This is a genomic window from Haloferula sp. BvORR071 (assembly GCF_000739615.1).
In the GTDB taxonomy this organism is placed as follows: Bacteria; Verrucomicrobiota; Verrucomicrobiia; order Verrucomicrobiales; family Akkermansiaceae; genus Haloferula.
The window spans coordinates 199500-220419 of sequence record NZ_BATP01000060.1; the positions used below are offsets into that span (position 1 = coordinate 199500).

Here is a 20920-nt window from a genome sequence, read left to right on the forward strand (position 1 = left end):
GGTGGTGATTCTCACTTGGCTTCCAGCAGGCCGATCATCTTCTCCGCGACCCCTTTGGCGGAGGCGGGGTTCTGGCCGGTGACGAGCTTGCCGTCGGCGATGCTGTAGGCCTCCCAGGGGCCGGTCTTGTGGAAGATTGCGCCCTGTTTCGTCAGCGCGCTTTCCAGCTCGAAGGGCACGTCGGCGAGCGCATAGTTCTCCTCCTCTTCGTTGGTAAATGAGGAGACATTCTTCCCGTTGAGCAGGTAGCTGCCATTGCTCAGCTTCACGTTCAGCAGGGACACCGGACCGTGACAGACGGCACCGACCACGGCATCGCGCTCCCAGGTCTCCTTGATGACCTTCTTGAGCAGCGGGTCTTCCGGCATGTCGACCATCGGGGCGAGGCCACCAGGCATGAAGATGGCATCGTACCCGCTGACATCGACCTCTGAGAGCTTCTTGGCTTTTTGCATGTCGGCCCAGCCTTTGCCGACCAGGAACGCGAGGTTGTCCGGGTCGCCAGCCAGGTTGAGCGCGTCGAGATATGGCGTGTCACCGCTCAGGCTCGCGAAATCGATCTGGTAGTGGGCTCGGTCGAACTCGGCATATGGATGGGCCACCTCAGGGAGGAAGTTGCCGGTCCTTCGCTTGTGAGGGCCGATCGCGTTGGCGTTCGACACGATGATGAGGATTTTCTTGGACATGGTAGGAGTGGTGATTGGGGTTGATGAATGGGGTTCAAAGCAGCTTTCGAACTGCCATCACTTCGCGTTGCTCCAGATGGGGGGCGATCTGGGCCGCGACGATCTGCTGATAGTGGTCCGATTGCCGGTGGGCCTCCGCGGCCTCGGCATCGACGTATTGCTCGTGGAGCACGAGCTCTCCGGGATCGGTTTCCGATTGGTAGATCCGGTAGAAGATATTACCGTCCTCGTTCTTGGTCTTGTCCGCCAGTTCCGGCAGCAAGGCGAGGATCCGCGGGATCTCCGCTTCCTTGATCTTCCACTTCACGATGAGTTCCTTGCTCATGGAGGCTAGGGGCAAAGGTGGGTCTAGTTCCCGGCGTTTTTCGCAGCCTCAAGGATCACCTCCAGCACCTCCTTCGGCTTGGAGACCATCGCCACGTGGCTGGCGTCGAGGACCGTGGTCTTGGCCTTGGCCCGCTTGGCCATCCATTCCTCAAGCTGCGGGTTGATGGTCTTGTCTTTCGCGGCGACCACGTACCAGGACGGCTTGGTCTTCCACGCGGCATGCTTGCCGACTCCCGCGAAGACCTTCGGGGAGGCTGGCTGCTGCACGGCGTAGATTACTTCCTGCTCCTGCTTCGGGAGATCGCCCGCGAAGGCTTCCGCCACGCCTTCCTTGGAAACGGTGAGAAGCCCCTTGGTCTCCTTCAGGAAATCCGAGAGCTTGGTAGGCGGGGCGTTCTCACTCAGCTTCGGCACCGTCTCGCCGGTGTCCGGAGCGAATGCCGCGACATAGACCAAGCCCTTGACCCGCGGGTGGGCGCCAGCCTCGGTAATGACGAAGCCACCCCAGGAATGCCCGACCAGGATCACCTCGCCTTCCGTCCGCTCGATCGCCGCGTTGGTAGCCGCGACATCGTCTTCCAAGGAGGTGGTCGGATTCTGAACCGCGATGACTTTGAAACCTTGGTCGACCAGGGGAGTGATAACTTTGCTCCAAGAGGAACCGTCCGCCCACAAGCCGTGGACGAGCACAATCGTGGGCTTTGCATTCATGGCGGATGGGGTTTGGCCGAGGGCGGTCGATGCCAAGGCGAAGAGGCTGCTAGAGAGAAGTAGTGGTAACATTTTCATGGCGATGGAGGGGTGGGGGAAGGCTTAGAGGCGGATCAGCCAGTCCTTCACGGCGACCGAGAAGTCCGCGACATCGATGGGGTGCCGGCTGGTGATCAGGTTGCCGTCCACCACGACGGCCTTCTCGAGCACCGTGCCGCCCGCGTTCGCGAGGTCGCTCTGGATGTTCCAGTAGCCGGTCAGCTTCTTGCCCTTCAGGATCTCCGCGGAGGCGAGCACCACCGGGCCGTGGCAGATGGCGGCGATCAGTTTGCCGGATTGGTTGAAGTCCTTGACGAAGCGGATCGTGTCCTTGTCGTAGCGCAGGTTGTCAGGATTCCACGCGCCGCCGGGGATGAAGACCGCGTCGTATTCGGCCACTTTGACCTCATCCGCGCGGCGATCGACCTTCACCCAGCCGACCGGATTGAGATACTGGATCGCCATGATGTGATCCTTCGCCATCTCCGGAGTACTCAGGCCGTAGCGCGCCGGTGCCGGATTGAATTTCGGCGCCACCACGTCCACCTGGGCGCCGCGGGATTTGAAATACCAAACGGGCCCCGTCAGTTCGATCTCCTCGAATCCATCCGCGGCCAGCACCGCGATGCGCCTGCCCTTCAGCAGGGCTTTTTCTTCCTCTTTCACCGGCGTGAAGAAGAAAGCCTTCAGTGCCTCGTTCCCCGGCGCGTTCAGCAGCTGGGAGACCGGCATGGAGGAGACGGCGGCCTTGGAGGAGAGCTGGTTGATTACCTCCAGCTCGTGCGTGCTATTCCCTTGGGCCGCTGCCGGCAGGATCGTGAGGATGCTAGACGTGCCAGCGAGGATAAGTTGGCTGAGGAGTTTCATGGTTGGGGTTGGTTCGTGGCTTCGGGGAAACAGCAGCTCCGACCAGCCCAACGAGATCCGGGGGAGAAAAGGACAAGCGGCAGCGGATTTTTTTCGCGGCCGGTCACGGGGAACGCAGCCGGAGTCCATCTGCTACGAGGGGCCAGAAACGCGGCGACAGCACTCCAATCTCCAGCTAGCAGCTTAGGATTCGGCACTTGCGACCCGGCCTATCCGTAAATCCCCCTACAAAACCGCCTCCAAGGTTTTTGTTGCCCCTTTTGGAAAGCGGGGTCTATCGTCGCGGCCCGCCGTCGCGTGCGTTCTGTTGCAAGGTGCCAGAAGGATGCGAAGGCGGGTAGCCACGATTCCATTCATTCCCGCCAGCGATGAATCCCGACAGAGCGACCCTGAATTTCCTGAACAGTTTCCCCGAAGATGCCCGCAAACGCGGTGAGAAGCTGCAGAAGGAAGGCACGGTAACGCAGATTTTCGGCAATCACCTCTTCATTCAGGGCCGGGTGGAGGATGAAACCGGCACTTTCCGCACCAGCCTGCGCCTCCAGGGCAACCGCTGGTTCGGCTCCTGCACGGCGGAGGACGAGCTGGTCTCCGGCGCCTGCCAGTATGCGACCATGATGGAGCGCATGCACCGCGGCGAGGACCTGCCGGAGTCGCCGAATGAATTCGACGATACCCCGGTGCTCGACATCATCGAGGACAAGCTGGGCCGCGAGCTGGACGACAAGGAGGCCGACTTCGTCTCCAAGATCGAGAAGCGCTACCGCCGCTACGTGATCGAGGGTGAGCTGCACGACCACGACATGGTCCGCATCACGCCGCGCTGGGAAATCACCACCTACGAGCCGCTGGAACTGTGGCCGATGCCGCCGGGCGACATCCTCGAGTTCTGGAACTACCTGGCCTACGCCTTCTACAAGAAGAAGCTCCCTTACCCGGAGTTCATGAACGTGATCACCGATCTGGCGCACGTTCAGAAGAAGATGGCGGATTGGGAGCAGGAGCGTGAGGTCGCTTCCTGGTATGACCGCATTGAGCAGGTCAACGAGCGTCCGCCGCAGGATCCGCCGGTGGATGTCGCCTTCCGTCTGGTGGCCACGATCAATGAGGCCCGCCTGGAGGTGAAGGAAGGAGCCAATGGCCTGTGGTCGCAGATCCGCGAAAAGAACGAGATCGAGCGCCTGGTCACCATGCACCACCAGGCCGCGCTGCGGATGGATGCCCCCAGCCAGGTGCTGTGGGAGCACTTCCTGTCCTACTTCCGCGAGCACAACGAGACGACCTTCGACTTCGACCAAGAGGAAGCTTGCCGCTTCATGAACCGCGTCTTCCGCCAGCCGGCGCTGAAGGGCTACCTCGTCAACCTCGACGAGCGCGAGTTCAAGGTGGTGACCGAGGCCCTGAAGTGGGTCTGCGAGGACGATCCGTACGATCCGAATAGCTTCGCGCTGCAACTTGTCACCGAGTCCGGCGAGAATGTCTCGCACTCGGTCCGCATGCTGCCAGGCCGCAAGGAGCTCTATCAATCCGACGAAACCGTCTTCCCCGGCCCGCCACGCTGGCTGGAGGAAACGGAAGTGATGCCGCGCTACCTGATCCCGAAGCGGGTGATCGACTCACTGGAAGGTGTGGAGTTCCTGCGCAAGATCGGCGCGAGCCTTCCAGAGTCGCTGAAGAAGCGGGTCGTCGATCTCGAGCTGAAGCCGAAGTTCGAGCTCAAGCTCGTGGCCGGCCTGACCGCTGCCGAGACCGAGCACTTGGTCATCGACGTCACCGCGATCGAGTCGAAGGAGCGCCGCACCGAGCGCCTGACCAAGGAAGGCTGGGAGCTCGTGGAGCAGCAGGCTCTCAAGGGCAAGCAGCTCCTGCGCTTCGCGCGTGAAGACCTCTACCCCGTCCCCGGCTTGCTGGATGAGATGGGCCTGACCTACGATGAGAAGCTGCTGGCTTTCAAATCGCGGATCACCAAGCAATTCCCGGAAAAGTTCGCGGAGTGGATCAAGGCGATGCCGGAAGCGGTCACGCTGGACATCGACCTGCGCCTGAAGTCGATCCTCAACGACCCGGTCACTGCCGCGGTCCGCTTCGAGGTGATCAACCAGGAGATCGACTGGTTCGACCTGCGCATCGTCATCGATGTGGAAGGCGTCAATCTTTCCAAGGCACAGATCCGCCAGCTCGTGGCCGCCCGTGGTGGCTATGTGCGGATGGACGATGGCTCGTGGATGCGGCTTGAGATCAAGCTCGACGCCGACCAGCGAGAGGCCGTCACGCGCCTCGGTCTGGATCCCTTCGACCTCTCCGGCGAGACGCACCGCATGCACGCGCTGCAGCTGGCCGATCCGAAGGCCGCCGATGTCTTCGACCCGAAGGCATGGAAGCGGATCAAGGACCGGGCAGGGGACATCCAAGTGGAAGTGCTGCCGCCCGTGCCGGACAAGCTCAATGCGACGCTGCGGCCCTATCAGGTCGATGGCTTCCGTTTCCTCGCTTACCTCTCGACCAACGGCTTCGGCGGCATTCTGGCGGACGACATGGGTCTCGGTAAGACGATCCAGTCTCTCACCTACATTCTCTGGCTGATGGAAGAGGCGGAGAAGGCCAAGGAGGACCACCGCCCCGTGCTCGTGGTCTGTCCGAAGTCGGTCTTGGACGTCTGGGCCAGTGAGGCCCAGAAGTTCGCCCCGAACGTCCGCGTGAAGGTTCTTCGCAACCGCGAGGACCTCAACGTGAAGGAGACCCAGGAAGACATCGACATGCTGGTGCTGAACTACGCCCAGCTGCGTGTCTGCGGTGACCTGCTCAATGAGATCAAGTGGCTGACCACGATCCTCGACGAAGGCCAGCAGATTAAGAACCCGGACTCGAAGGCCGCCAAGTGCGCCCGCGAGCTGGACTCTGCGAACCGCCTGGTCCTCACCGGTACGCCGATCGAAAACCGCCTGCTCGACATGTGGTCGCTCATGGCCTTCGCCATGCCGGGCGTGCTCGGTAGCCGGGCCTACTTCAAGAAGCGCTTCGACAAGCGCAAGGATCCGCTTTCGCAGAACCGTTTGGCCGCCCGCTTGAGGCCCTTCCTGCTCCGCCGCACCAAGCTGCAGGTGGCACAGGATCTGCCGCCGCGGACGGAAGAGGAGGTCTACTCCAAGATGGAGAACATCCAGCAGGAGCTCTACAAGGCCGAGCTCAAGCGCATCCAGAAGGCGCTGCTGGGTCTCGACTCCGACGAGGCGGTGAAGAAGAACTCCTTCGCGATTCTGCAAGGCCTCATGCGCCTGCGCCAGATCTGCTGTCACCCGGGCCTGATCGATCCGAAGTACCTGAAGGAAGAGTCCGCCAAGATGGAGTCGCTCTTCTACCTCTTGGACCAGCTCCACGAGGAAGGCCACAAGGTGCTCGTCTTCTCGCAGTTCGTCTCGATGCTGGACCTCATCAAGGCCCGCCTCGAACTCGAAGCGCGTCCCTTCCACTACCTCACCGGTCAGACGAAGGACCGTAAGGGTGAGATCGAGCGCTTCCAGACCACCAAGGACCCGTCCGTCTTCATGCTCTCGCTGAAGGCCGGTGGCGCCGGTCTGAACCTGACCTCTGCGTCTTACGTCATTCTCTACGATCCGTGGTGGAACCCGGCCGTGGAAAACCAGGCCATCGACCGAACCCACCGTATCGGTCAGAAGAACAAGGTTATCGCCTACCGCCTGCTCACCCGCGACACCGTGGAAGAGAAGATCCGCATTCTCCAGCACCAGAAGACCCAGCTCGTGACGAACGTGCTCGGCGACGAAGGCTTTGCCTCGAACCTGGGACTGGAAGACCTGCAGTTCATCCTCAATCACGGCGGCGAGGACGAAGAGATGAGCTGACCTGGGTCAATTGAGCTTTCCAGCAAGATAACGCACCTAATAAGGCGGCTGCTTCCCAAGGGCAGCCGCCTTTGTTTTGCAGTGGCGTATCCAGAGAGTCCGATCTGTTAGCCCCCGTAACATAATCCACGGTCCTCAATTTCGGAATGATCTATCGCCTCGAATGCTCTAGCGGGAACATCCACGGACTGGACGAATACGTCTCTTACTCCGAGATCGGCGCTGATGGCTATTGGTTACGCTATTTGGAGTTCCGGGCCGATGGCTCCGCACTCCGTTACACCACTCAGCATCCGGCCGACCATCTCGGTATCCTGCCTGAGGGAGTATGGGATGAAGTGGAAGCCTCCAAGGCAGAGTATGGCACGGTCACCCCGATCTCCCGTGCTCTCTTTGAGTCGGTCTGGTCCGCATCGCATTGCATGAACGACAAGCCGCCGCACTGAGAGGATGAGAGATGGCCTTTGTTAGCTGGCTTGCTCTCTCCGCCCGCTCCGTGACATTGCCGTCACCTGGGGTCTCCGGAAGCAAAACCGCTTTGACTTTCGCCGTGCCCTGATAGGCGTGGCGCCGTCCCTCGATCGCGCCCCCACAACTTCTCCTTCTCCTATGATCAATCCGAATTTAATCACGCCGAAGGGTCTCATGGCTATGGCCATCCTGGGTTTCGGTGGCATGTCCGCTGTCACCTGCCATTGGCTGACCGAGCCCATCCTGACCCCGGCGGATGTCACGCTGATCACCGGAACGGTCAAGGACGCCCACGAGACCACGGGCAAGAACCGCCATTTGGAAATCACCCTAGCGGAGCAAGCTCATCCCTTCCGCTGCTTCTCCTCCACCTATCCGAATGAGTTCAAGTTCGATCTGGATGGACGCTTGGGCCGTGGTGACACGATCACCCTTGGCGTGCCCAATACCGAGGTGGCCTCGCCGCGGCACAACCTCTTCAAGACCGAAACCTTCTACGAGATCGTCAGCATCTCGGTTGGTGGCGAGGTGGCACTGGCGCTCGGCTCCCACAACAAGCAGACCGAGATGAACCGGAAGATCGGTCCGTGGTTTCTGGGCGGGGTTGGATTGATTTGCCTTCCGCTCTTCTGGCTGGGCTTCCGTCACCGCAAGTCGCCGGGGTCACTCAGCGAAGTTCTCAAGGCGAAGAAAGAGACCCGGCAGGCCGCCTGAGGGGATAGACGCAGGCTGATCTTGCGTGCCACGATCCTCGGTGGAGAATTCATGTCGCAATGGATATACCATCTATCGAAGACATTGTCGTTGCGGATAAGGATGCGGATTTCGACAAGTTGCTGCGTAGGTCGGCCTTGATCACCGTGTTTTTGACTGCACGGGATAGCGACCGCCTCTGGGCAAAATCCGACCGGCTCAGGCAACAAATTGAGGATGCTTGCCGGGGCGTTTTCGGGGTCCAAGACATGGAGCCCCATGTATACATTAGCGACAACTGGTGGCCCGACCACACGCGGCACATCGAAGTATCTGCCGAATCGTTTCAGCAGCCCCTCTTTGAAGCTTTGCGTGCCTTGCTGGTCGCTGAGTTCGGCGAGTGGAGGATCCAGGTCGTGGTTTATCGCGATCCAATGGCTGGCACTACCATGATTGGTTCTGTGCTGATCTGGAGCGACAAGCTGATTATTGACCGCGCGCTCTACGACTGGATGTACGATGGTCGGTTCGAGCTTCCACCGGGGGTTGAACCACGGTTTTTCAGTCTTGAACGCGACGATCTCGAATCCCCCCGCTACAATCTCATGAACGATCCGGTGTGATTCCCGGGTGTCCCCTGCGATCGGAACGCTCTCCGAATTCACAGTCGCAATCTTGCGTCCCTTGTCCGGAGTATCATGTTTCCCGCTATGAAACACCTCAGGTTTGTAGCGGCGCTGCTTCTGCTGTGGGCCATTTCCTTTAGTCCTTGCCAAGCGCGGCCGGTGCAGTCGAAGGACATGAAGCAGCTGATGCAGCAATCGGCATTGGTCCTCGTCGGCAAGATCCTGACCGTCGCTCCGTCAGGGCTGACCACCGATCTCAGCTACCCGACCTGGAATGGCGTGGTCTTCGAGTGGTTGAAGGTGGAGGTCGAGGTGGTCGAACCGATCAAGGCCACCACCAAGGGCGAGAAGGTGCGGACCCTGATGCTCTCGACCCGCGGCGATGGTCCCATGATCAATCCGCCCGGCATGGTCGATCCCAAGGTCGGCCAGCATCATCTGCTGTGCTTGCTGCCCACCACCACCGACGGCGTGTATGCCTCGCTCACCGCGCCCTTCGACGATGACCAGTCGATCATCCTCCTCGACCGCAAGGATTGGGCGCGCGCCACTTACTATGATGACAAGGGCAAGGAGGTCGCCTTCCAGGATCAGAACGACAAAAACCGGGCCCTCTGGAGCCTCGTCGATGCGAAGGGATCGATCCTCCCCGACGGAGCCGCGGCGATCCGCAAGCAATACAAGGCCGAGATCGCGACTCCGGTGGCCAAGGACCAGGTGATCCATCTCAAGTGGAAAACGCAGACCGGCAAGGGCGGCTGGCAATGGAACGTGCCGGACGAGGAAGCGCGGAAGAAGAAATGAAGCTGCCGCGGAAAAATGGATTGGTCACCTCAGGAGGTGGCAATTCGCCAAGCCCGCCCTAGCTTGGGGGATGATGCCTCCGGAAAAGAATATTGATCTCACCGCCGCCTCCGATCGCGCCCTGCAAATCCGCGAACTCTACACGAAGCTGGAGCAGCGGATGCATGGTGGCGCTTGGTCGCCGCAGGAACTCATGATCGGCTACCTCTACGACCTCGGGGAGCTTGGCCGTTTGATCATGGCGAAGGAGGACCGCTGGGTGCACCAGGGCGATCTCCCGAGGGAGTTGGAAGACAAGCTGTCTGAATGCCTGTGGTGGGTTCTGGTCCTTGCTGAACGAACCGGTGTCGATATCAGCAAGGCCTTTACCGCGAAGATGAACGAACTGTCGGCGGATTTGACCAAGAGTGTGGAGAAAGGAGCCTCCTAGGGTTTTCTTGGGGCTGCTTCCCATTCGCGGTATCTCAGTATTGGGTTCCTATAGCGCGTCGCAGGTGCTAGGGGATGATCGAGCAAGGGCTCATCAAGAGCGCTTGAAAACCATGTGCCCCTCCGAGAAACCACTGCCCAATCTCGCCTGTCCTGCATGCGGCTTTCCCAATCAATGTGCCGTCGCGGCATCCGGGGATTTCAATGCGCCGTGCTGGTGTCGGGATGTGGCCTTTCCCGACGGGCTGCTAGCGTCGCTATCGAAACACAGCGAAACGAGCGCTTGCATTTGTCGAGCATGCGTCGATGCGGCAAAGGAAGCTCTACCGATCTCGCGTTGAAGACTCGAGACTCACGACTGCCGGAGATTGTAGCGCTGCTCGCGCTGTGCGTCTTCGCTTTTGCGAGTCCTGCTCGCGCCGGTCTCTCGGCTCCCATTCCGTCCGCCAGATTCAGCGAGGACAAGACGCGCATCCTCGTGATCCGCGACGGAGGCCCTAAGTTCACCGATTCGCAAGTCGACAAGCCGCGCCTGCCGGACGGCTCCAGGCTAGACTTCCTGAAGGAATTCCCCCGCTCGGGGGTCTACGGATTTCCAAGGAAGGAGCTGATCTACGAGCTCGATTGGTTCTGCCTCGAAGGCGATCTACTGGCGAGCCCGGATCTGGAGCATCTCGTGCGGGTGAATCGCTTTGGTGAGCCATGGGCATTGAAGTTCTACGCCCATGGTCGCGAGACGGCCTCCTACAACCTGAGCCAGATGCTCCGCGGCTTTGCCGATAGGCGCTACCGGCCCTTCAGCACTTGGGATTATTACGATGAGTGGCTTGGGGACATCGATCTAAAGGGAAACGAGGTCACCGTGAAAACGATTCCGCGCCAGTGGGGAGGCCAGGCCTTTGGATATCACGAAACCCACCGCTTCGATCTTGCCAGCGGAGCCCTGCGAAGCACTCGCATCTTCAATGCTCCCTTGTACGGGTTCGTCCTCTTGTTGGTAGGCTTGGGCTTCCTTCTGTTTCGGACCTGCAGGAAACGGAAGGCCCCGCCCGACGCGGCTTGGGACCGCGCCCGCTCCTACAGTTCCTCCGACTCAATCACCTTCCTCCCCGGCACGCCCGCCAGCGCCCGGTCTAACAGCGCCTTCGCGATCCTCGCCGCCGGCACCACCCGATACCTCCGCGGCACCACCGGCTTCAGCGCCGTGAGCGCGAAGATCGCGACGCTCTCCCCGAGCCGGACTTCCTGCCGCTCGCCCCAGATCACGGAGGGCCGCACGATGGTGTAGGAGCAATAGCCCAGCTCATCCAGATCGCGCTCCACCTCGCCCTTGGTCCGCAGGTAGAAGCTCTTCGATCCCGCATCCGCACCCACGGAGGAATTCAGCGCATAGCTCCGCGCCCCATTCAGCAGGGCATGCCGGGCGACGAGGAGCGGATACTCATGATCGACCTTGCGGAAGGCCGCCTGCGAACCCACCTTCTTGATGGTGGTCCCCAGCGCGCAGATCACCGCATCCACGTGCCACCACGGCTCGCTGCCGGCAATGGATTCGTATTCGACCAGCGGATTCTCCAGGCGCGGGTGAGGGGGAAGCGCGCGGCGCGTCGGTGCCACCACATGCCCCACTCTCTTCTCATCGGCAAGCGCGAGCCGCAGAACCTCGCGGCCCACCGCCCCCGTTGCCCCTGCGATCAAGATGCTCGCCATGTCTCCGGATGAACAAAGCGAGCCCAAGGCTCCCGGCAACTGGGAACTTGATCGGAATGCTCAATCCCGGATTATCCTCAGGCAATGACATCCTGAAATTAGCTTTTAGCCCAGATCCCATGCCCCTCCCCGAAGAAACTCTCAAGCGCCATTGGCTCACGGCTGGCAGCAGCGAGCTGTGGGGTACCCGCCGAAGCTACTCCGCCATCGAATATGAGCGGCTGCCGCCCTTGGACTCCTCCTTGCGCGCCGCCTTCGAGTGGTTGTCCGATCTCCCGGATCGCGACTATTTTTGGACGCTGGAGAATGAGGAAAACCGCATCGACGGGCTGAAGGAGGTCGAAGAGCAAATCGATGACCTCGGCCTCCTGCTACCCTTGGATTTCCTGCTCTTCTTCACTCAAGCGGAGCTGCGGAACCGGGTGCCCTCCTGCACGGGTTGCTTCCTGGGATTGTCGGAGGAGATCGTTCCTTTTCCCGATGCCCCCGGCTGCCATGCGCTGCGCTTCATGAATGACTCGCAGCACTGCGTGATGTGGTATCTGCTCTTCCAGCCCGACCTGCCACCGCGGGTGATCAGCAGCGAATACTTCATCGAGCCGGACCTCTTCGAGGAGATGGACTACGAATGGGAGGGCGAATTCGATGAGGACGACGACGAAATCGAACCGCTTCCCTACGAGGAAATCCTTTCGGACATCTACATTTGTGCCGAGTCCTTCGGTGAGTTCATCCACCGCTTCTGCATCGAGAATACGATTTGGTATGCGCTGCACGACGAGCTTCCCTTGGCCCAAGCCGAGCTGGACTACATCAACGCAGCCAAGGCCAGCAAGGACGGAACACCATGAATCCATGGCTCTTCGATCAGTCCCGCAACTGTGCCACCATCACCATTCGCCAAGTGATGGAGGGCAGGGAGCCCATCCTGTTGATGCCATGAAGATCGAAGACATCCCCACCGCGACCTTCAACCTCATCTCGGACGAGCTGGTCGCCGCGGGCTGGAAAGTCATCGAGGAATACGACGGCTTCGATGCCTGGATCGACTACGGCCTGCTGGTGCTCAGCAAGGACGGCGTCAACATCCGCATGGAGTGGGACAATTGGATGGAAGGCATCATCGAAGGGCCTGATCATCTGGTGGGACCGATCCGGCTCTGGCACGGCCTGAAATAGGCGGTCGTCTGCCTTTCCTCCCTGTACCAGGCATGCTACCCCACCTGCACCCGATGCACAAAAGCCTGCGGCCCTCCACCTATTTCCTGCTGCTCCCCGTCGCTGCCGCAATTGTCGTCGCGGCCCTCGTGCTCGCGGTAGCTCCCATGCAACTGCTTCGCGGCATCGGGACGGGTGCAGTGCTAGGAGTCGTCTTGGGCGCTCTGCAGCTGCGCGCCATCTCTGATGCGGCCGAACAGTTGCTGGCGAGCGGGTCCGCGCTCGAGGTCCGCCGCGCCCTGATGAGTTGCAAAGCCGGTCGTTTCTCGATCTACGGATTATGGGGCGTCGCCGGGATATTGGCGGTGGTCTCCAGCGTCGGCGGGCGGATCTCGCCGCTCGGCTTTGTTGCCAGCTATGCCGCGCTGGTTTTCGCCAGGGATCTGGTTGCGCTCAAAGGCTGCTTCATGCTCCAGCGCAGGAGTGAGCAGGGAAAGGCACCTAGGAAGTGACCTGAGGTCTGAGCTCGGAACAATCGCCTCGCCATCCGGCCCCGCTCCTGCGAAGGATGGCGACATGAGGGCCATCCTAGTATCGGGTGGATACGATCGGCCGCTGCTCGATCGCATCAATCTGTCCCCGCGCGTGAAGATCGCGCTGGTGGCAGGCGGCTACCTCCTTGCCATTGGCAGCGCCTTCGCCGTCGTGGTCTGCCGTCTGCTTGCGATGAGTGCCTTGGGCATTGCCCGGGTGGATAGCGGGATGGCAGCCTTCAGCGACTTCCTGCTTTTCCTCGCGGTCTTCGGGATTGCTGCGGTGCTACCGACGGCGGCGGCCCTTTGGTTCCTGAGGCCCTATCCGGCATTCTGGCGCGGCTATTCCATTGTGGGTCTGGCCTTTGCCTCCGTGGCCTTGATTGCCTTCGTCACTTGGTTCTTCGGGGATTCCACCACCGCGATTGCAGCCATCGCCTTCTTCCGGATTCTCTTCGCGCCCTTGTTCACCTTGGCCTTCCTGCTCTCCGGGGTTTTCGCCCCGCAGCGTCGCGCCCGCCTGTGCTTCCTGGCTGCCACTGTCATGGAACTCACGGCCATCGGCGGCTGGATAATCACTTGTCTGATCCGGAATGTTTAAGGCTGCGGCTCCGTGCTGCACCTCAACTGTTTGCGTAACCCGATGGACTTTCAGCTTGTCCACATTTGTGCACAGGTCTAGGTGACAGCTGCGTTTTGCAATTTCCCGGGAATCCCCGATTCCTGCTGTTCCCGGGACTTTGCGCTGCCCCCTCCGGTTATGACCGCCCCTTCCTCGGTCGTTCAACTTATCAACGGAACCATATCCGGTTCCGGGGTCGCCCCGTGTGTGGATTCCTCCGCCAGCCCGTCACGGACATGAAATGTCGCTCCGCTTTTCTCTCAGCATGTGTCGCCGCGGCCTCCAGTGCCGCTGCTCAGGACGCGAAGGTCCTTGAGATCGAGAACATCGTCCAGGCTTCTAAAGGTGGCCAAGGAGACTGGGCCGCCGCCGCCAAAGAGCAGTCGCTGGCGATCGGCGACCGCATCCGCACCCGCCAGCGCAGCCGTGCCACGCTGCGCTTGACGGATCTTTACACCATGCGACTCGAGCAATTCACCACGGTGGAAATCGCGCCCGGGCTCTTCAGTGAAAACAAGCCGCGCCTCGATGTCGGCAGCGGTGCGGCCTTCATCTTCAGCCGTGAAAAGGAAGGGGAGATTGATATCAAGACTCCCGCGGCCAACGGTGCCATGCGCGGCACCCAGCTCTATGTCAAAGTGGCCGCTGACGGTACCTCGCGATTCCAAGTGCTCGAAGGTCAGGTTGAACTCTCCAATGGTCAGGGCAAGCTGACCCTCGGGGCGGGGGAGGCCGGTGAAGCCGCACCGGGTCGTGCGCCGAAGCGCACCGCCGTGATCATGGCGAACAATCTCCTGCAGTGGGCGCTCTACTATCCCGCTGTGCTCGATCCCGGCGAACTCGGTATGGGCGGCGGCGAAGAGAAGGCGGTGTCCAAGTCGCTGGCGGCCTATCGCTCCGGTGACCTATTGGAAGCATTGGAGAGCTATCCCAACCGCGGCCCGCAGGGCAATGGCGGCCGGCTCTATCGTGCCTCCGTGCTGCTCGCGGTCGGTCGCTTGGATGAAGCAGACAAGGACATCCGTGGCGTGCCAGCGGATAACCCCGGTCGCCGCGCGATCCAGCGTATGCTCGCTGCGGTGAAGAATGAGGAGAAGGAACCGTGGCCGGATGGAAGCCTCACCACTGCCAGCGAGGCCATCGCCGAGAGCTACTACCGTCAATCGCGCGCGGATTTGAATGGTGCCCGCGAGGCCGCGACCATCGCCACCCGCATCTCGCCGAACAATGGCTATGCTTGGACCCGTCTGGCCGAGCTGGAGTTCTCCTTCGGCCGGACCAAGCAAGCGCGTGAAGCCTTGGCCAAGGGGCTGGAATTGACGCCCCGCAATGCCCGTGCCCATGCCTTGCAGGGCTTCGTGCTCGCCGCGGACAACAATATCCCGGAGGCCCGCAAGTCCTTCGAGAATGCCGTCGCCCTCGATGGTTCCCTCGGCAATGCCTGGCTCGGTCTAGGTCTCACCAAGACCAAGGGCGGCGACCTCGCCGGCGGCCGTGCCGACATGCAGACGGCCACCACGGTCGAGCCCACCGTCTCCATTTATCACAGCTATCTCGGCAAAGCCCTGAGCCAGGAGCGCAAGCCGGTCGAAGCCCGCAAGGATCTCGATCTCGCGAAGCAGTTGGATGCGAACGATCCCACGCCCTGGCTTTACTCCGCGCTGGAGATGCAGATGCACAATCGCCCGAACGAGGCGATCGACGAGCTCAACCAATCGATCCTGCTCAACGACAACCGCCGGATCTACCGCTCGCAACTCTTGCTCGACCAGGACCGCGCGGTGCGGAATGCGAACATGGCCTGCATCTACCAGAATGCCGGCATGCAGGATGTCGCGGTGCGCGAAGCCACCCGCGGTGTGGAGGCAGATTACACCAACCCCTCCGCCCACCTTTTTCTGGCAAACTCCTTTGACGCCCTGCGCGATCCGGACCGCGTGTTGCTGCGCTACGAGACGCCCTGGTTCAATGAACTGCTCCTCGCCAACATGCTGGCTCCGGTCGGCGGCGGCCACCTCTCGCAATACGTGTCGCAGCAAGAGTTCTCCAAGCTGCTGGAGTCGGATGGCATCGGTGGCAGCCTGCTCAGCGAAGTGCGCAGCGACGGCGAGACCCGCAGCGTGGCCTCGATCTTCGGCACGGCGGGTGATTTCAGCTTCGGCCTCGATGCTGTTTACCGCGACAACAACGGCGGCGACCGCTTCAACGATGGCAACATCCGCAGCGAGTTCTACGGCCAGCTCAAGTGGCAGCCCACGCCGGATGACATTTTCTACTTCCTCGGCAAGTGGCAGGACCAGAACGGCGGGGACAACTTCGATACTTACGACAACCGTCCGCTCGAGCCCTACCTGAGCTTCCAGGAGAAGCAGGAGCCGGGCATGCTCCTGGCGGGCTGGAATCACCGCTGGGCCCCGGGCTCAAATACTCTCTTCCTGGGCGGGCACCTGAGCGCCGAGCAGCTCGCGATCAATCCTCGCTCCACCCAGCTCCTGGTGCAACGCGATGCGGACGGCCTGCGCCCAAGCTTCATCCAGAATGTGAATGGCGTCGACCAATTCACGAATCCCAATCTCCAGAATGCCAATCCGCCTGCCGTGGGCTTGGGGCCGGATGGCGAGTCCCTGATCTACTCCGGTGATCTGCTCCGTGCAATCCGTCCCTACCTCGGTCGTGGTGCCGTGCTCGGTGTGACCGGAGCTCCCTTCGATTTCCGCTCGGAGGTCAATTTCGACATCGATACCGCCGAGCTGCAGCACATCTGGCAGACCGAGTGCAATCTCCTGATCGCCGGCGCACGCTATCAATCTGGCGAGTTCGAGACCAACACCTACCTCGCTGCGGAGCGACCGAACTTCGTCGGTGGCTTCGAGACTCCGGCCGTGCGGCAGCACTCGGTGGTCGATTTCGAGCGCAGCAGCATCTACGCCTACGACTACTGGAAGGTGCTGCCTTGCCTGACCCTGATTGGTGGCGCTTCCTGGGATCGCGTCGAACACCCTGACAACTTCCGCAATCCACCGGTGAACAACCTGCAGCGCGAGGACGAGGAGTTCTCCGGCAAGTTCGGCTTCACCTATGCGCCCTCCCACTGGATCACCCTGCGCGGCATGTATGCCGGTGGCCTCGGTGGCGTGAGCTTCGATGAGAACGTGCGCTTGGAACCATCGCAGATCGCGGGCTTCAACCAAGCCTACCGCACCGTGCTCTCCGAATCGATCGCCGGTTCGGTCGAGGCACCGGTCTACGACATCTGGGGCCTGAGCGCGGAAGGAAGTCTGCCCACGCGGACCTGGTGGGGTATTTCAGCGAATGTGATCGAGCAGGATGTCGATCGCACTCGCGGTATCTTCACCGGCTACGAGTCGGGCGTCTTCCCCTCGAACCCGGCCTACTTCGCCGATGGTACCTCGGAGTACCTCGAATACAAGGAGCAGTCAATCTCGCTCACCCTGAACCAATTGGTCGGCGAACAGTTCTCCTTTGGCGCTGGTCTGCGCGTCACGAAGTCCGAGCTGAACTCCGCACTGCCGGAGATTCCGGTATCGATCGCACCCTTTGCCCGCACGGACGATGAGGCCACGCTTACCGAGGTCATGCTCAGTGCTAACTGGAACTCGCCCACCGGGCTTTTCGCGAGGCTGGAAGCGAACTACTTTAGCCAAGATCTCGATGATGACCTCTCGCGGCCTTACCGCTCCGGCGACAGCTTCTGGCAGTTCAACGCGCTGGCCGGCTACCGCTTCTATCAGAACCAGTGCGAGATCAGCGCCGGCGTCCTGAATATCGGCGATACCGACTATAGCCTCAGCGCCCTCAACCCGCGCCAGGAAATCGTCCGCGACCGCACCGCCGTGGTCCGCTGCCGCTTCACGTTCTAACAAGCGCGCCGCAGATGCCGCCAGTGGGGATGTCCAATAGCGAGCGCATCGTGCGCCTGTTCGTGACTATTGTCGGTATGGTGCTGGCGGTGGCCGCAGGTTACCTCGGCTTGATCCGACCGGGAGGGCCGGTTCGCACCTTGAGCTACGACCTGCCCTTCTTGTTTTATCAGCCATCGCGGAAGGTTCCGCCGGAGCTGCGCACGGATGTGCGCATCGTCTATATCGACGAGATGGACAACCTCCTCATCAACCGCGGCTCGCAGGCGAAGCTGCTGGATATCCTGAATCAGGCCGGGGTGAAGGCGGTGCTCTATGACTTGATCATGGACTCGCCCTCGAAGGATCCCGCGGTGGACCGCGAGTTTGCCGCTGCTATGCTGCGCTTTCGTGGTGTGAATGAAGCTGGCGAGCCGGTGCCCGGGCAGTCACGGCGCCAGATCTTCCTCGCCTGCGGTCGCGAGAGCACGACGCAGACCGGCGCTACCATCGAGCGCCTGACGCCACCCACGGATGAACTGCTCGCAGCGGCCGATGACTTCGGCCTCGTGCCCTTGGTCCACGATAACAAATTTACGGTCCGGGAGCTGACCACCGGAACGCGCGATGAGCCGTCGATGACCTGGAAGGCGGCGGTTGCCTTGGGCACTCCGCTTGAAGAAAAATCCCGCTTGGCGGAGCGCTGGTTGAATTATGTCGGGCCGCCGCCCGATCCCGATTTACCCATCAACGATCCGCGGGCGCATCCCGCGATTCCCTACTTCAATGCTTCCGATCTACTCAACGGCAACATCTCGAAGGACTTTGCCGGCAAGACCGTGGTGATTGGTGCCAAGCCCGGAATGGTGGGTGCCGCTCTTGGTGTCGATCTCTTCAGCACGGCCTACCATCGTTTTAGCCGCGACCGCTTTCCATGGACCAGCGGGGTGGAGCTACAGGCGACCATCCTCGCCAACCTGAAGCAGCAAAGCTGGCTGACGCGCTCGGACAAGAAGTACGACCTCTGGATGGTCATTGCCGTCGGTATCGCCGCCGGATTTGGGTTTGCCCGTTTGCGACCCTTTCCGGCTTTGATTGCCGCAGTCCTGTGCGCTCTTCTGCTGGGTGCGCTGGGAACCTTTGTGGTGCACTATCAGAAGACTTGGCTCCTCTGGAGTGTGCCCGCCTTCCTGCAGATTCCGGTTGCGGCACTTTGGGGCGGGCTGGCGAATTTCTACATCGAGCGCCACTTCCGAGTGAAGCTCAGCGAGGAGCAGCGCCAGCTCCGCGAGGCCTTTGCGAAGTACGTATCGCCGCAAATGCTCGACCGTCTGACCGCGGAAGGCTTCCGCATGAAGGTTGGCGGCGAGAAGATCCACGGTGCGATGATGTTCACCGACCTCGAGAACTTCACCAACATGTGCGAGCGGGTAGGGGACCCGGAGCGCATCGTGGCCACGCTCAACGACTACTTCGAGCGTACCACCTGCCATATTTTCGATGACGATGGCGTGGTGATCAAATTCATCGGTGATGCGATCTTCGCCGCGTGGGGCGCACCGCTGCCGGAACCGAACTCCGCGCTCAAGGCTGTCCGTGCGGCATGGAAACTCGGACACAGCGCCAAGCTGGTGATCGACGGTGTGGAGCTCCAGACCCGCATCGGCGTCCACTATGGCGAAGTGGTCGCAGGCAACATCGGCAGCGCCCGCCGCGTCGATTACACCATGATCGGCGACGCTGTGAACCTCGCCTCGCGTCTGGAGTCCCTGAACAAGACCTGGGGTACGAACATTTTGATCAGCGAGGAGGTGAAGGTTCAGGTGAGTGAAGAATTCCGCACCCGCCTCGTCGGTAAACTCAAGGTCAAGGGCCGGAAGGAGATCACCGTAGTCCACGAGCTTCTCGGGCCCGTCAGCGATTCTCATGAGTCGTCGTCATGGTTGGAGCCCTACGATCAAGCCCTCGCGGCGCTCCAGTCCAACCAGCCGGATGAGGCGCGCAAATACTTCTTGGCGACGAACGAGGCGAAGGGGCTGCCCGATGGGCCATCCTCCTATTATCTCAAACGTTTGGAAGAGGGAGATTCGCTTAAGGATGGCGTGGTCCTGATGACTGAAAAGTAACAACTTGTCACAGTCAGAAAGAGCTCGCGAATAGAGTGCGTTATGCAATAAAATGGAACCGCCCTGCGGTTTTGATCTTGTAAGATCCGCCTATTGCGAAAGAGTCACGTGGTTTGCATGGACGGCCCCCTCCGTCATGCATCACACGGCTGCCGCCTGCTGAACTGCACCCCCAGGCCTGCGAACTCCCTCGCCGCCTTGCCCTACCGTTGCCTGCCCGGTCATTCGCCGGGCCTGCTTCGGGACACCCTCGCCCCCTCCATGCGCTTCTCCAAAACCGCTTTGGTTGCATTGGCCCTGCTTGCCACGGGTCTGTCTGGGATTTGGCTCTGGAGGTCCAATCGTGGCCAAACGAGCGGCGAGACTGGTTCGACGCGCAGTCCTGTCTCCAAGTCGGCTAGCCAGTTACCTGCGGCTGCCGATCCCTTCTCGCCGGCACTTGATTCGCTGCGCGGCAAGCCCGCAGAGGAACAGACCCGACGCACCTTGTCCGAGACGCGCCTCGCCTTGGCGGCCATGCCGAAAGATGAGGCGGTCGCGTATATTCGCGATTTCCTCGCCAAGGGTCAGGACCACGGCACTGGCTTGGATTTCGCGATCGGTCGCGATGGCAAGCTCAGTGGCTGGCCCAGCTTCCGGACCTTCTTGCTTGATGCTCTGCTCGGCATCGACCCCGCCGCTGCCGCCGCGCTGAGCCGCGAGATTCTCTCCAAGCCGACCACCGCGGACGAATGGGCGCTGGCCCTCCGCAATGTGGCCAAGGGTGAAGAGCGGCAGGACCGTGGCTTCCTGCTGGCCAAGACCACCGAGCTGATTTCGAACTCCGGCTGGCAGGCGGATCCCTCGATCGGCTACCTCAACGCCTTCGACGTGTTGGTTCATGTCGAGGCAGTCGAGGCCACGCCACTGCTCTCGGACTTGATCCAGCGCAAGGATCGCAAGGACCTGGCCCACGCTGGTTTCCTGACTCTCGATCGCCTCGTGCAGCGGCAGCCGGCGGACGAACTGGGGCACCTCGCCGCGGACCGAGCGCTGCAGCAGAGCCGCCCGGAGATGGTCGCCCAGGAATTCGCCCGCGCGGATCTCCGTGATCCAGCTCAACAGGCCATCGTGCGCAGTTGGCTGCTCGATTCCGCGCGCACTGCCACCGAGCTGCATTCCTTCGCCAGTGTCTTCCCGAACAACAACCGCTTCATCTCAAACAATCTGCTCACCACCGAGAGCGCTCCCTCCAGTGCGGAACTCGCCGTCCATGATCGCGAGGTCTTGGGCGTGGTCTCGGCTTGGGCGGCAGACCCGGCATTTACGGCGGTCAAGGACCACTTGAATGCGATGATCTCCCGTCTCGACGGTTTCGTCGGGTCTAACAAAGGCAGCGTTCCAGCCCCCGAATAG

General features: G+C 61.2%; 18 protein-coding genes. 13 read left to right on the forward strand and 5 right to left on the reverse strand.

The genetic code is table 11. The annotated features are described in order from the left end of the window. Window positions 1-11: 11 nt before the first annotated feature. Genes BV071_RS31210 through BV071_RS31225 form a run of 4 tightly spaced genes read right to left on the reverse strand, consistent with a single transcriptional unit; the run spans window position 12 to window position 2630 of the window. Window positions 12-686, reverse strand: coding sequence for a type 1 glutamine amidotransferase domain-containing protein (locus tag BV071_RS31210; RefSeq protein WP_035615956.1), 675 nt, complete (start codon window positions 684-686; stop codon window positions 12-14). Between the two features lie 34 nt (window positions 687-720). Beyond that, entirely contained in the window at window positions 721-1011 is a 291-nt protein-coding gene (locus BV071_RS31215) for a putative quinol monooxygenase (protein WP_035615957.1), read from the reverse strand. 23 nt (window positions 1012-1034) lie between these two features. Next, entirely contained in the window at window positions 1035-1796 is a 762-nt protein-coding gene (locus BV071_RS31220; protein ID WP_265595129.1) for an alpha/beta hydrolase, read from the reverse strand. A 30-nt stretch (window positions 1797-1826) separates the two neighbouring features. Continuing rightward, a complete protein-coding gene (locus tag BV071_RS31225; RefSeq protein WP_052574100.1) occupies window positions 1827-2630 on the reverse strand; it encodes a type 1 glutamine amidotransferase domain-containing protein in 804 nt (267 codons plus the stop codon). 368 nt (window positions 2631-2998) lie between these two features. On the opposite strand from BV071_RS31225, the gene BV071_RS31230 reads away from it, so the two are divergent. From BV071_RS31230 to BV071_RS31255, 6 genes are all read left to right on the forward strand, one after another. Then, a complete protein-coding gene (locus BV071_RS31230) occupies window positions 2999-6493 on the forward strand; it encodes a DEAD/DEAH box helicase (RefSeq protein WP_035615960.1) in 3495 nt (1164 codons plus the stop codon). A 146-nt stretch (window positions 6494-6639) separates the two neighbouring features. After that, window positions 6640-6939: a hypothetical protein gene (locus tag BV071_RS34025; protein ID WP_052574101.1), complete on the forward strand. Its 300-nt coding sequence runs from the start codon at window positions 6640-6642 to the stop codon at window positions 6937-6939. A gap of 199 nt (window positions 6940-7138) precedes the next feature. Then, window positions 7139-7678, forward strand: a complete 540-nt coding sequence (locus tag BV071_RS31240; protein ID WP_265595130.1) for a hypothetical protein — start codon at window positions 7139-7141, stop codon at window positions 7676-7678. Window positions 7679-7737: 59 nt separating this feature from the next. Beyond that, the gene (locus BV071_RS31245) at window positions 7738-8280 is read left to right on the forward strand and encodes a hypothetical protein (protein ID WP_035615963.1); all 543 of its coding nucleotides are present in this window, start codon (window positions 7738-7740) and stop codon (window positions 8278-8280) included. Window positions 8281-8367: 87 nt separating this feature from the next. Further along, a complete protein-coding gene (locus tag BV071_RS31250) occupies window positions 8368-9087 on the forward strand; it encodes a hypothetical protein (RefSeq protein WP_265595131.1) in 720 nt (239 codons plus the stop codon). A gap of 70 nt (window positions 9088-9157) precedes the next feature. Continuing rightward, window positions 9158-9517 carry a hypothetical protein gene (locus tag BV071_RS31255; RefSeq protein ID WP_052574102.1) on the forward strand — a complete coding sequence of 120 codons (360 nt, stop codon included), beginning with the start codon at window positions 9158-9160 and terminating at the stop codon, window positions 9515-9517. Window positions 9518-10593: 1076 nt separating this feature from the next. Here the strand turns inward: BV071_RS31255 and BV071_RS31260 are convergent. Then, window positions 10594-11226, reverse strand: coding sequence for an NAD(P)H-binding protein (locus BV071_RS31260; protein ID WP_035615965.1), 633 nt, complete (start codon window positions 11224-11226; stop codon window positions 10594-10596). A gap of 119 nt (window positions 11227-11345) precedes the next feature. On the opposite strand from BV071_RS31260, the gene BV071_RS31265 reads away from it, so the two are divergent. The 7 genes from BV071_RS31265 to BV071_RS31295 all read left to right on the forward strand — a co-directional run bounded on the left by BV071_RS31265 (window position 11346) and on the right by BV071_RS31295 (window position 20920). Beyond that, a complete protein-coding gene (locus BV071_RS31265; RefSeq protein WP_035615967.1) occupies window positions 11346-12077 on the forward strand; it encodes a hypothetical protein in 732 nt (243 codons plus the stop codon). Between the two features lie 88 nt (window positions 12078-12165). Then, window positions 12166-12405 carry a hypothetical protein gene (locus BV071_RS31270; protein WP_035615968.1) on the forward strand — a complete coding sequence of 80 codons (240 nt, stop codon included), beginning with the start codon at window positions 12166-12168 and terminating at the stop codon, window positions 12403-12405. Between the two features lie 32 nt (window positions 12406-12437). Continuing rightward, window positions 12438-12896, forward strand: a complete 459-nt coding sequence (locus BV071_RS31275) for a hypothetical protein (protein ID WP_035615969.1) — start codon at window positions 12438-12440, stop codon at window positions 12894-12896. 64 nt (window positions 12897-12960) lie between these two features. Then, a complete protein-coding gene (locus tag BV071_RS31280; RefSeq protein ID WP_035615970.1) occupies window positions 12961-13518 on the forward strand; it encodes a hypothetical protein in 558 nt (185 codons plus the stop codon). Between the two features lie 257 nt (window positions 13519-13775). Next, window positions 13776-17420, forward strand: coding sequence for a tetratricopeptide repeat protein (locus BV071_RS31285; protein ID WP_035615971.1), 3645 nt, complete (start codon window positions 13776-13778; stop codon window positions 17418-17420). Between the two features lie 29 nt (window positions 17421-17449). Then, entirely contained in the window at window positions 17450-19525 is a 2076-nt protein-coding gene (locus tag BV071_RS31290) for an adenylate/guanylate cyclase domain-containing protein (protein ID WP_035615972.1), read from the forward strand. A 117-nt stretch (window positions 19526-19642) separates the two neighbouring features. Then, on the forward strand, window positions 19643-20920 hold the full coding sequence (locus tag BV071_RS31295) for a hypothetical protein (protein WP_265595132.1): 1278 nt from the start codon (window positions 19643-19645) through the stop codon (window positions 20918-20920).

Excerpts from the sequence above, each read along its gene's own strand:
- BV071_RS31280 (WP_035615970.1), top strand. The coding sequence starts at position 12,961 with ATGAGGGCCATCCTAGTATCGGGTGGATACGATCGGCCGCTGCTCGAT.
- BV071_RS31250 (WP_265595131.1), top strand. The coding sequence starts at position 8,368 with ATGAAACACCTCAGGTTTGTAGCGGCGCTGCTTCTGCTGTGGGCCATT.
- BV071_RS31260 (WP_035615965.1), bottom strand. The coding sequence starts at position 11,226 with ATGGCGAGCATCTTGATCGCAGGGGCAACGGGGGCGGTGGGCCGCGAG.
- BV071_RS31255 (WP_052574102.1), top strand. The coding sequence starts at position 9,158 with ATGATGCCTCCGGAAAAGAATATTGATCTCACCGCCGCCTCCGATCGC.
- BV071_RS31225 (WP_052574100.1), bottom strand. The coding sequence starts at position 2,630 with ATGAAACTCCTCAGCCAACTTATCCTCGCTGGCACGTCTAGCATCCTC.
- BV071_RS31240 (WP_265595130.1), top strand. The coding sequence starts at position 7,139 with ATGGCTATGGCCATCCTGGGTTTCGGTGGCATGTCCGCTGTCACCTGC.
- BV071_RS31245 (WP_035615963.1), top strand. The coding sequence starts at position 7,738 with ATGGATATACCATCTATCGAAGACATTGTCGTTGCGGATAAGGATGCG.
- BV071_RS31270 (WP_035615968.1), top strand. The coding sequence starts at position 12,166 with ATGAAGATCGAAGACATCCCCACCGCGACCTTCAACCTCATCTCGGAC.
- BV071_RS31265 (WP_035615967.1), top strand. The coding sequence starts at position 11,346 with ATGCCCCTCCCCGAAGAAACTCTCAAGCGCCATTGGCTCACGGCTGGC.
- BV071_RS31215 (WP_035615957.1), bottom strand. The coding sequence starts at position 1,011 with ATGAGCAAGGAACTCATCGTGAAGTGGAAGATCAAGGAAGCGGAGATC.
- BV071_RS31285 (WP_035615971.1), top strand. The coding sequence starts at position 13,776 with ATGAAATGTCGCTCCGCTTTTCTCTCAGCATGTGTCGCCGCGGCCTCC.
- BV071_RS31220 (WP_265595129.1), bottom strand. The coding sequence starts at position 1,796 with ATGTTACCACTACTTCTCTCTAGCAGCCTCTTCGCCTTGGCATCGACC.
- BV071_RS31275 (WP_035615969.1), top strand. The coding sequence starts at position 12,438 with ATGCTACCCCACCTGCACCCGATGCACAAAAGCCTGCGGCCCTCCACC.
- BV071_RS31290 (WP_035615972.1), top strand. The coding sequence starts at position 17,450 with ATGTCCAATAGCGAGCGCATCGTGCGCCTGTTCGTGACTATTGTCGGT.
- BV071_RS31230 (WP_035615960.1), top strand. The coding sequence starts at position 2,999 with ATGAATCCCGACAGAGCGACCCTGAATTTCCTGAACAGTTTCCCCGAA.
- BV071_RS34025 (WP_052574101.1), top strand. The coding sequence starts at position 6,640 with ATGATCTATCGCCTCGAATGCTCTAGCGGGAACATCCACGGACTGGAC.
- BV071_RS31210 (WP_035615956.1), bottom strand. The coding sequence starts at position 686 with ATGTCCAAGAAAATCCTCATCATCGTGTCGAACGCCAACGCGATCGGC.
- BV071_RS31295 (WP_265595132.1), top strand. The coding sequence starts at position 19,643 with ATGGACGGCCCCCTCCGTCATGCATCACACGGCTGCCGCCTGCTGAAC.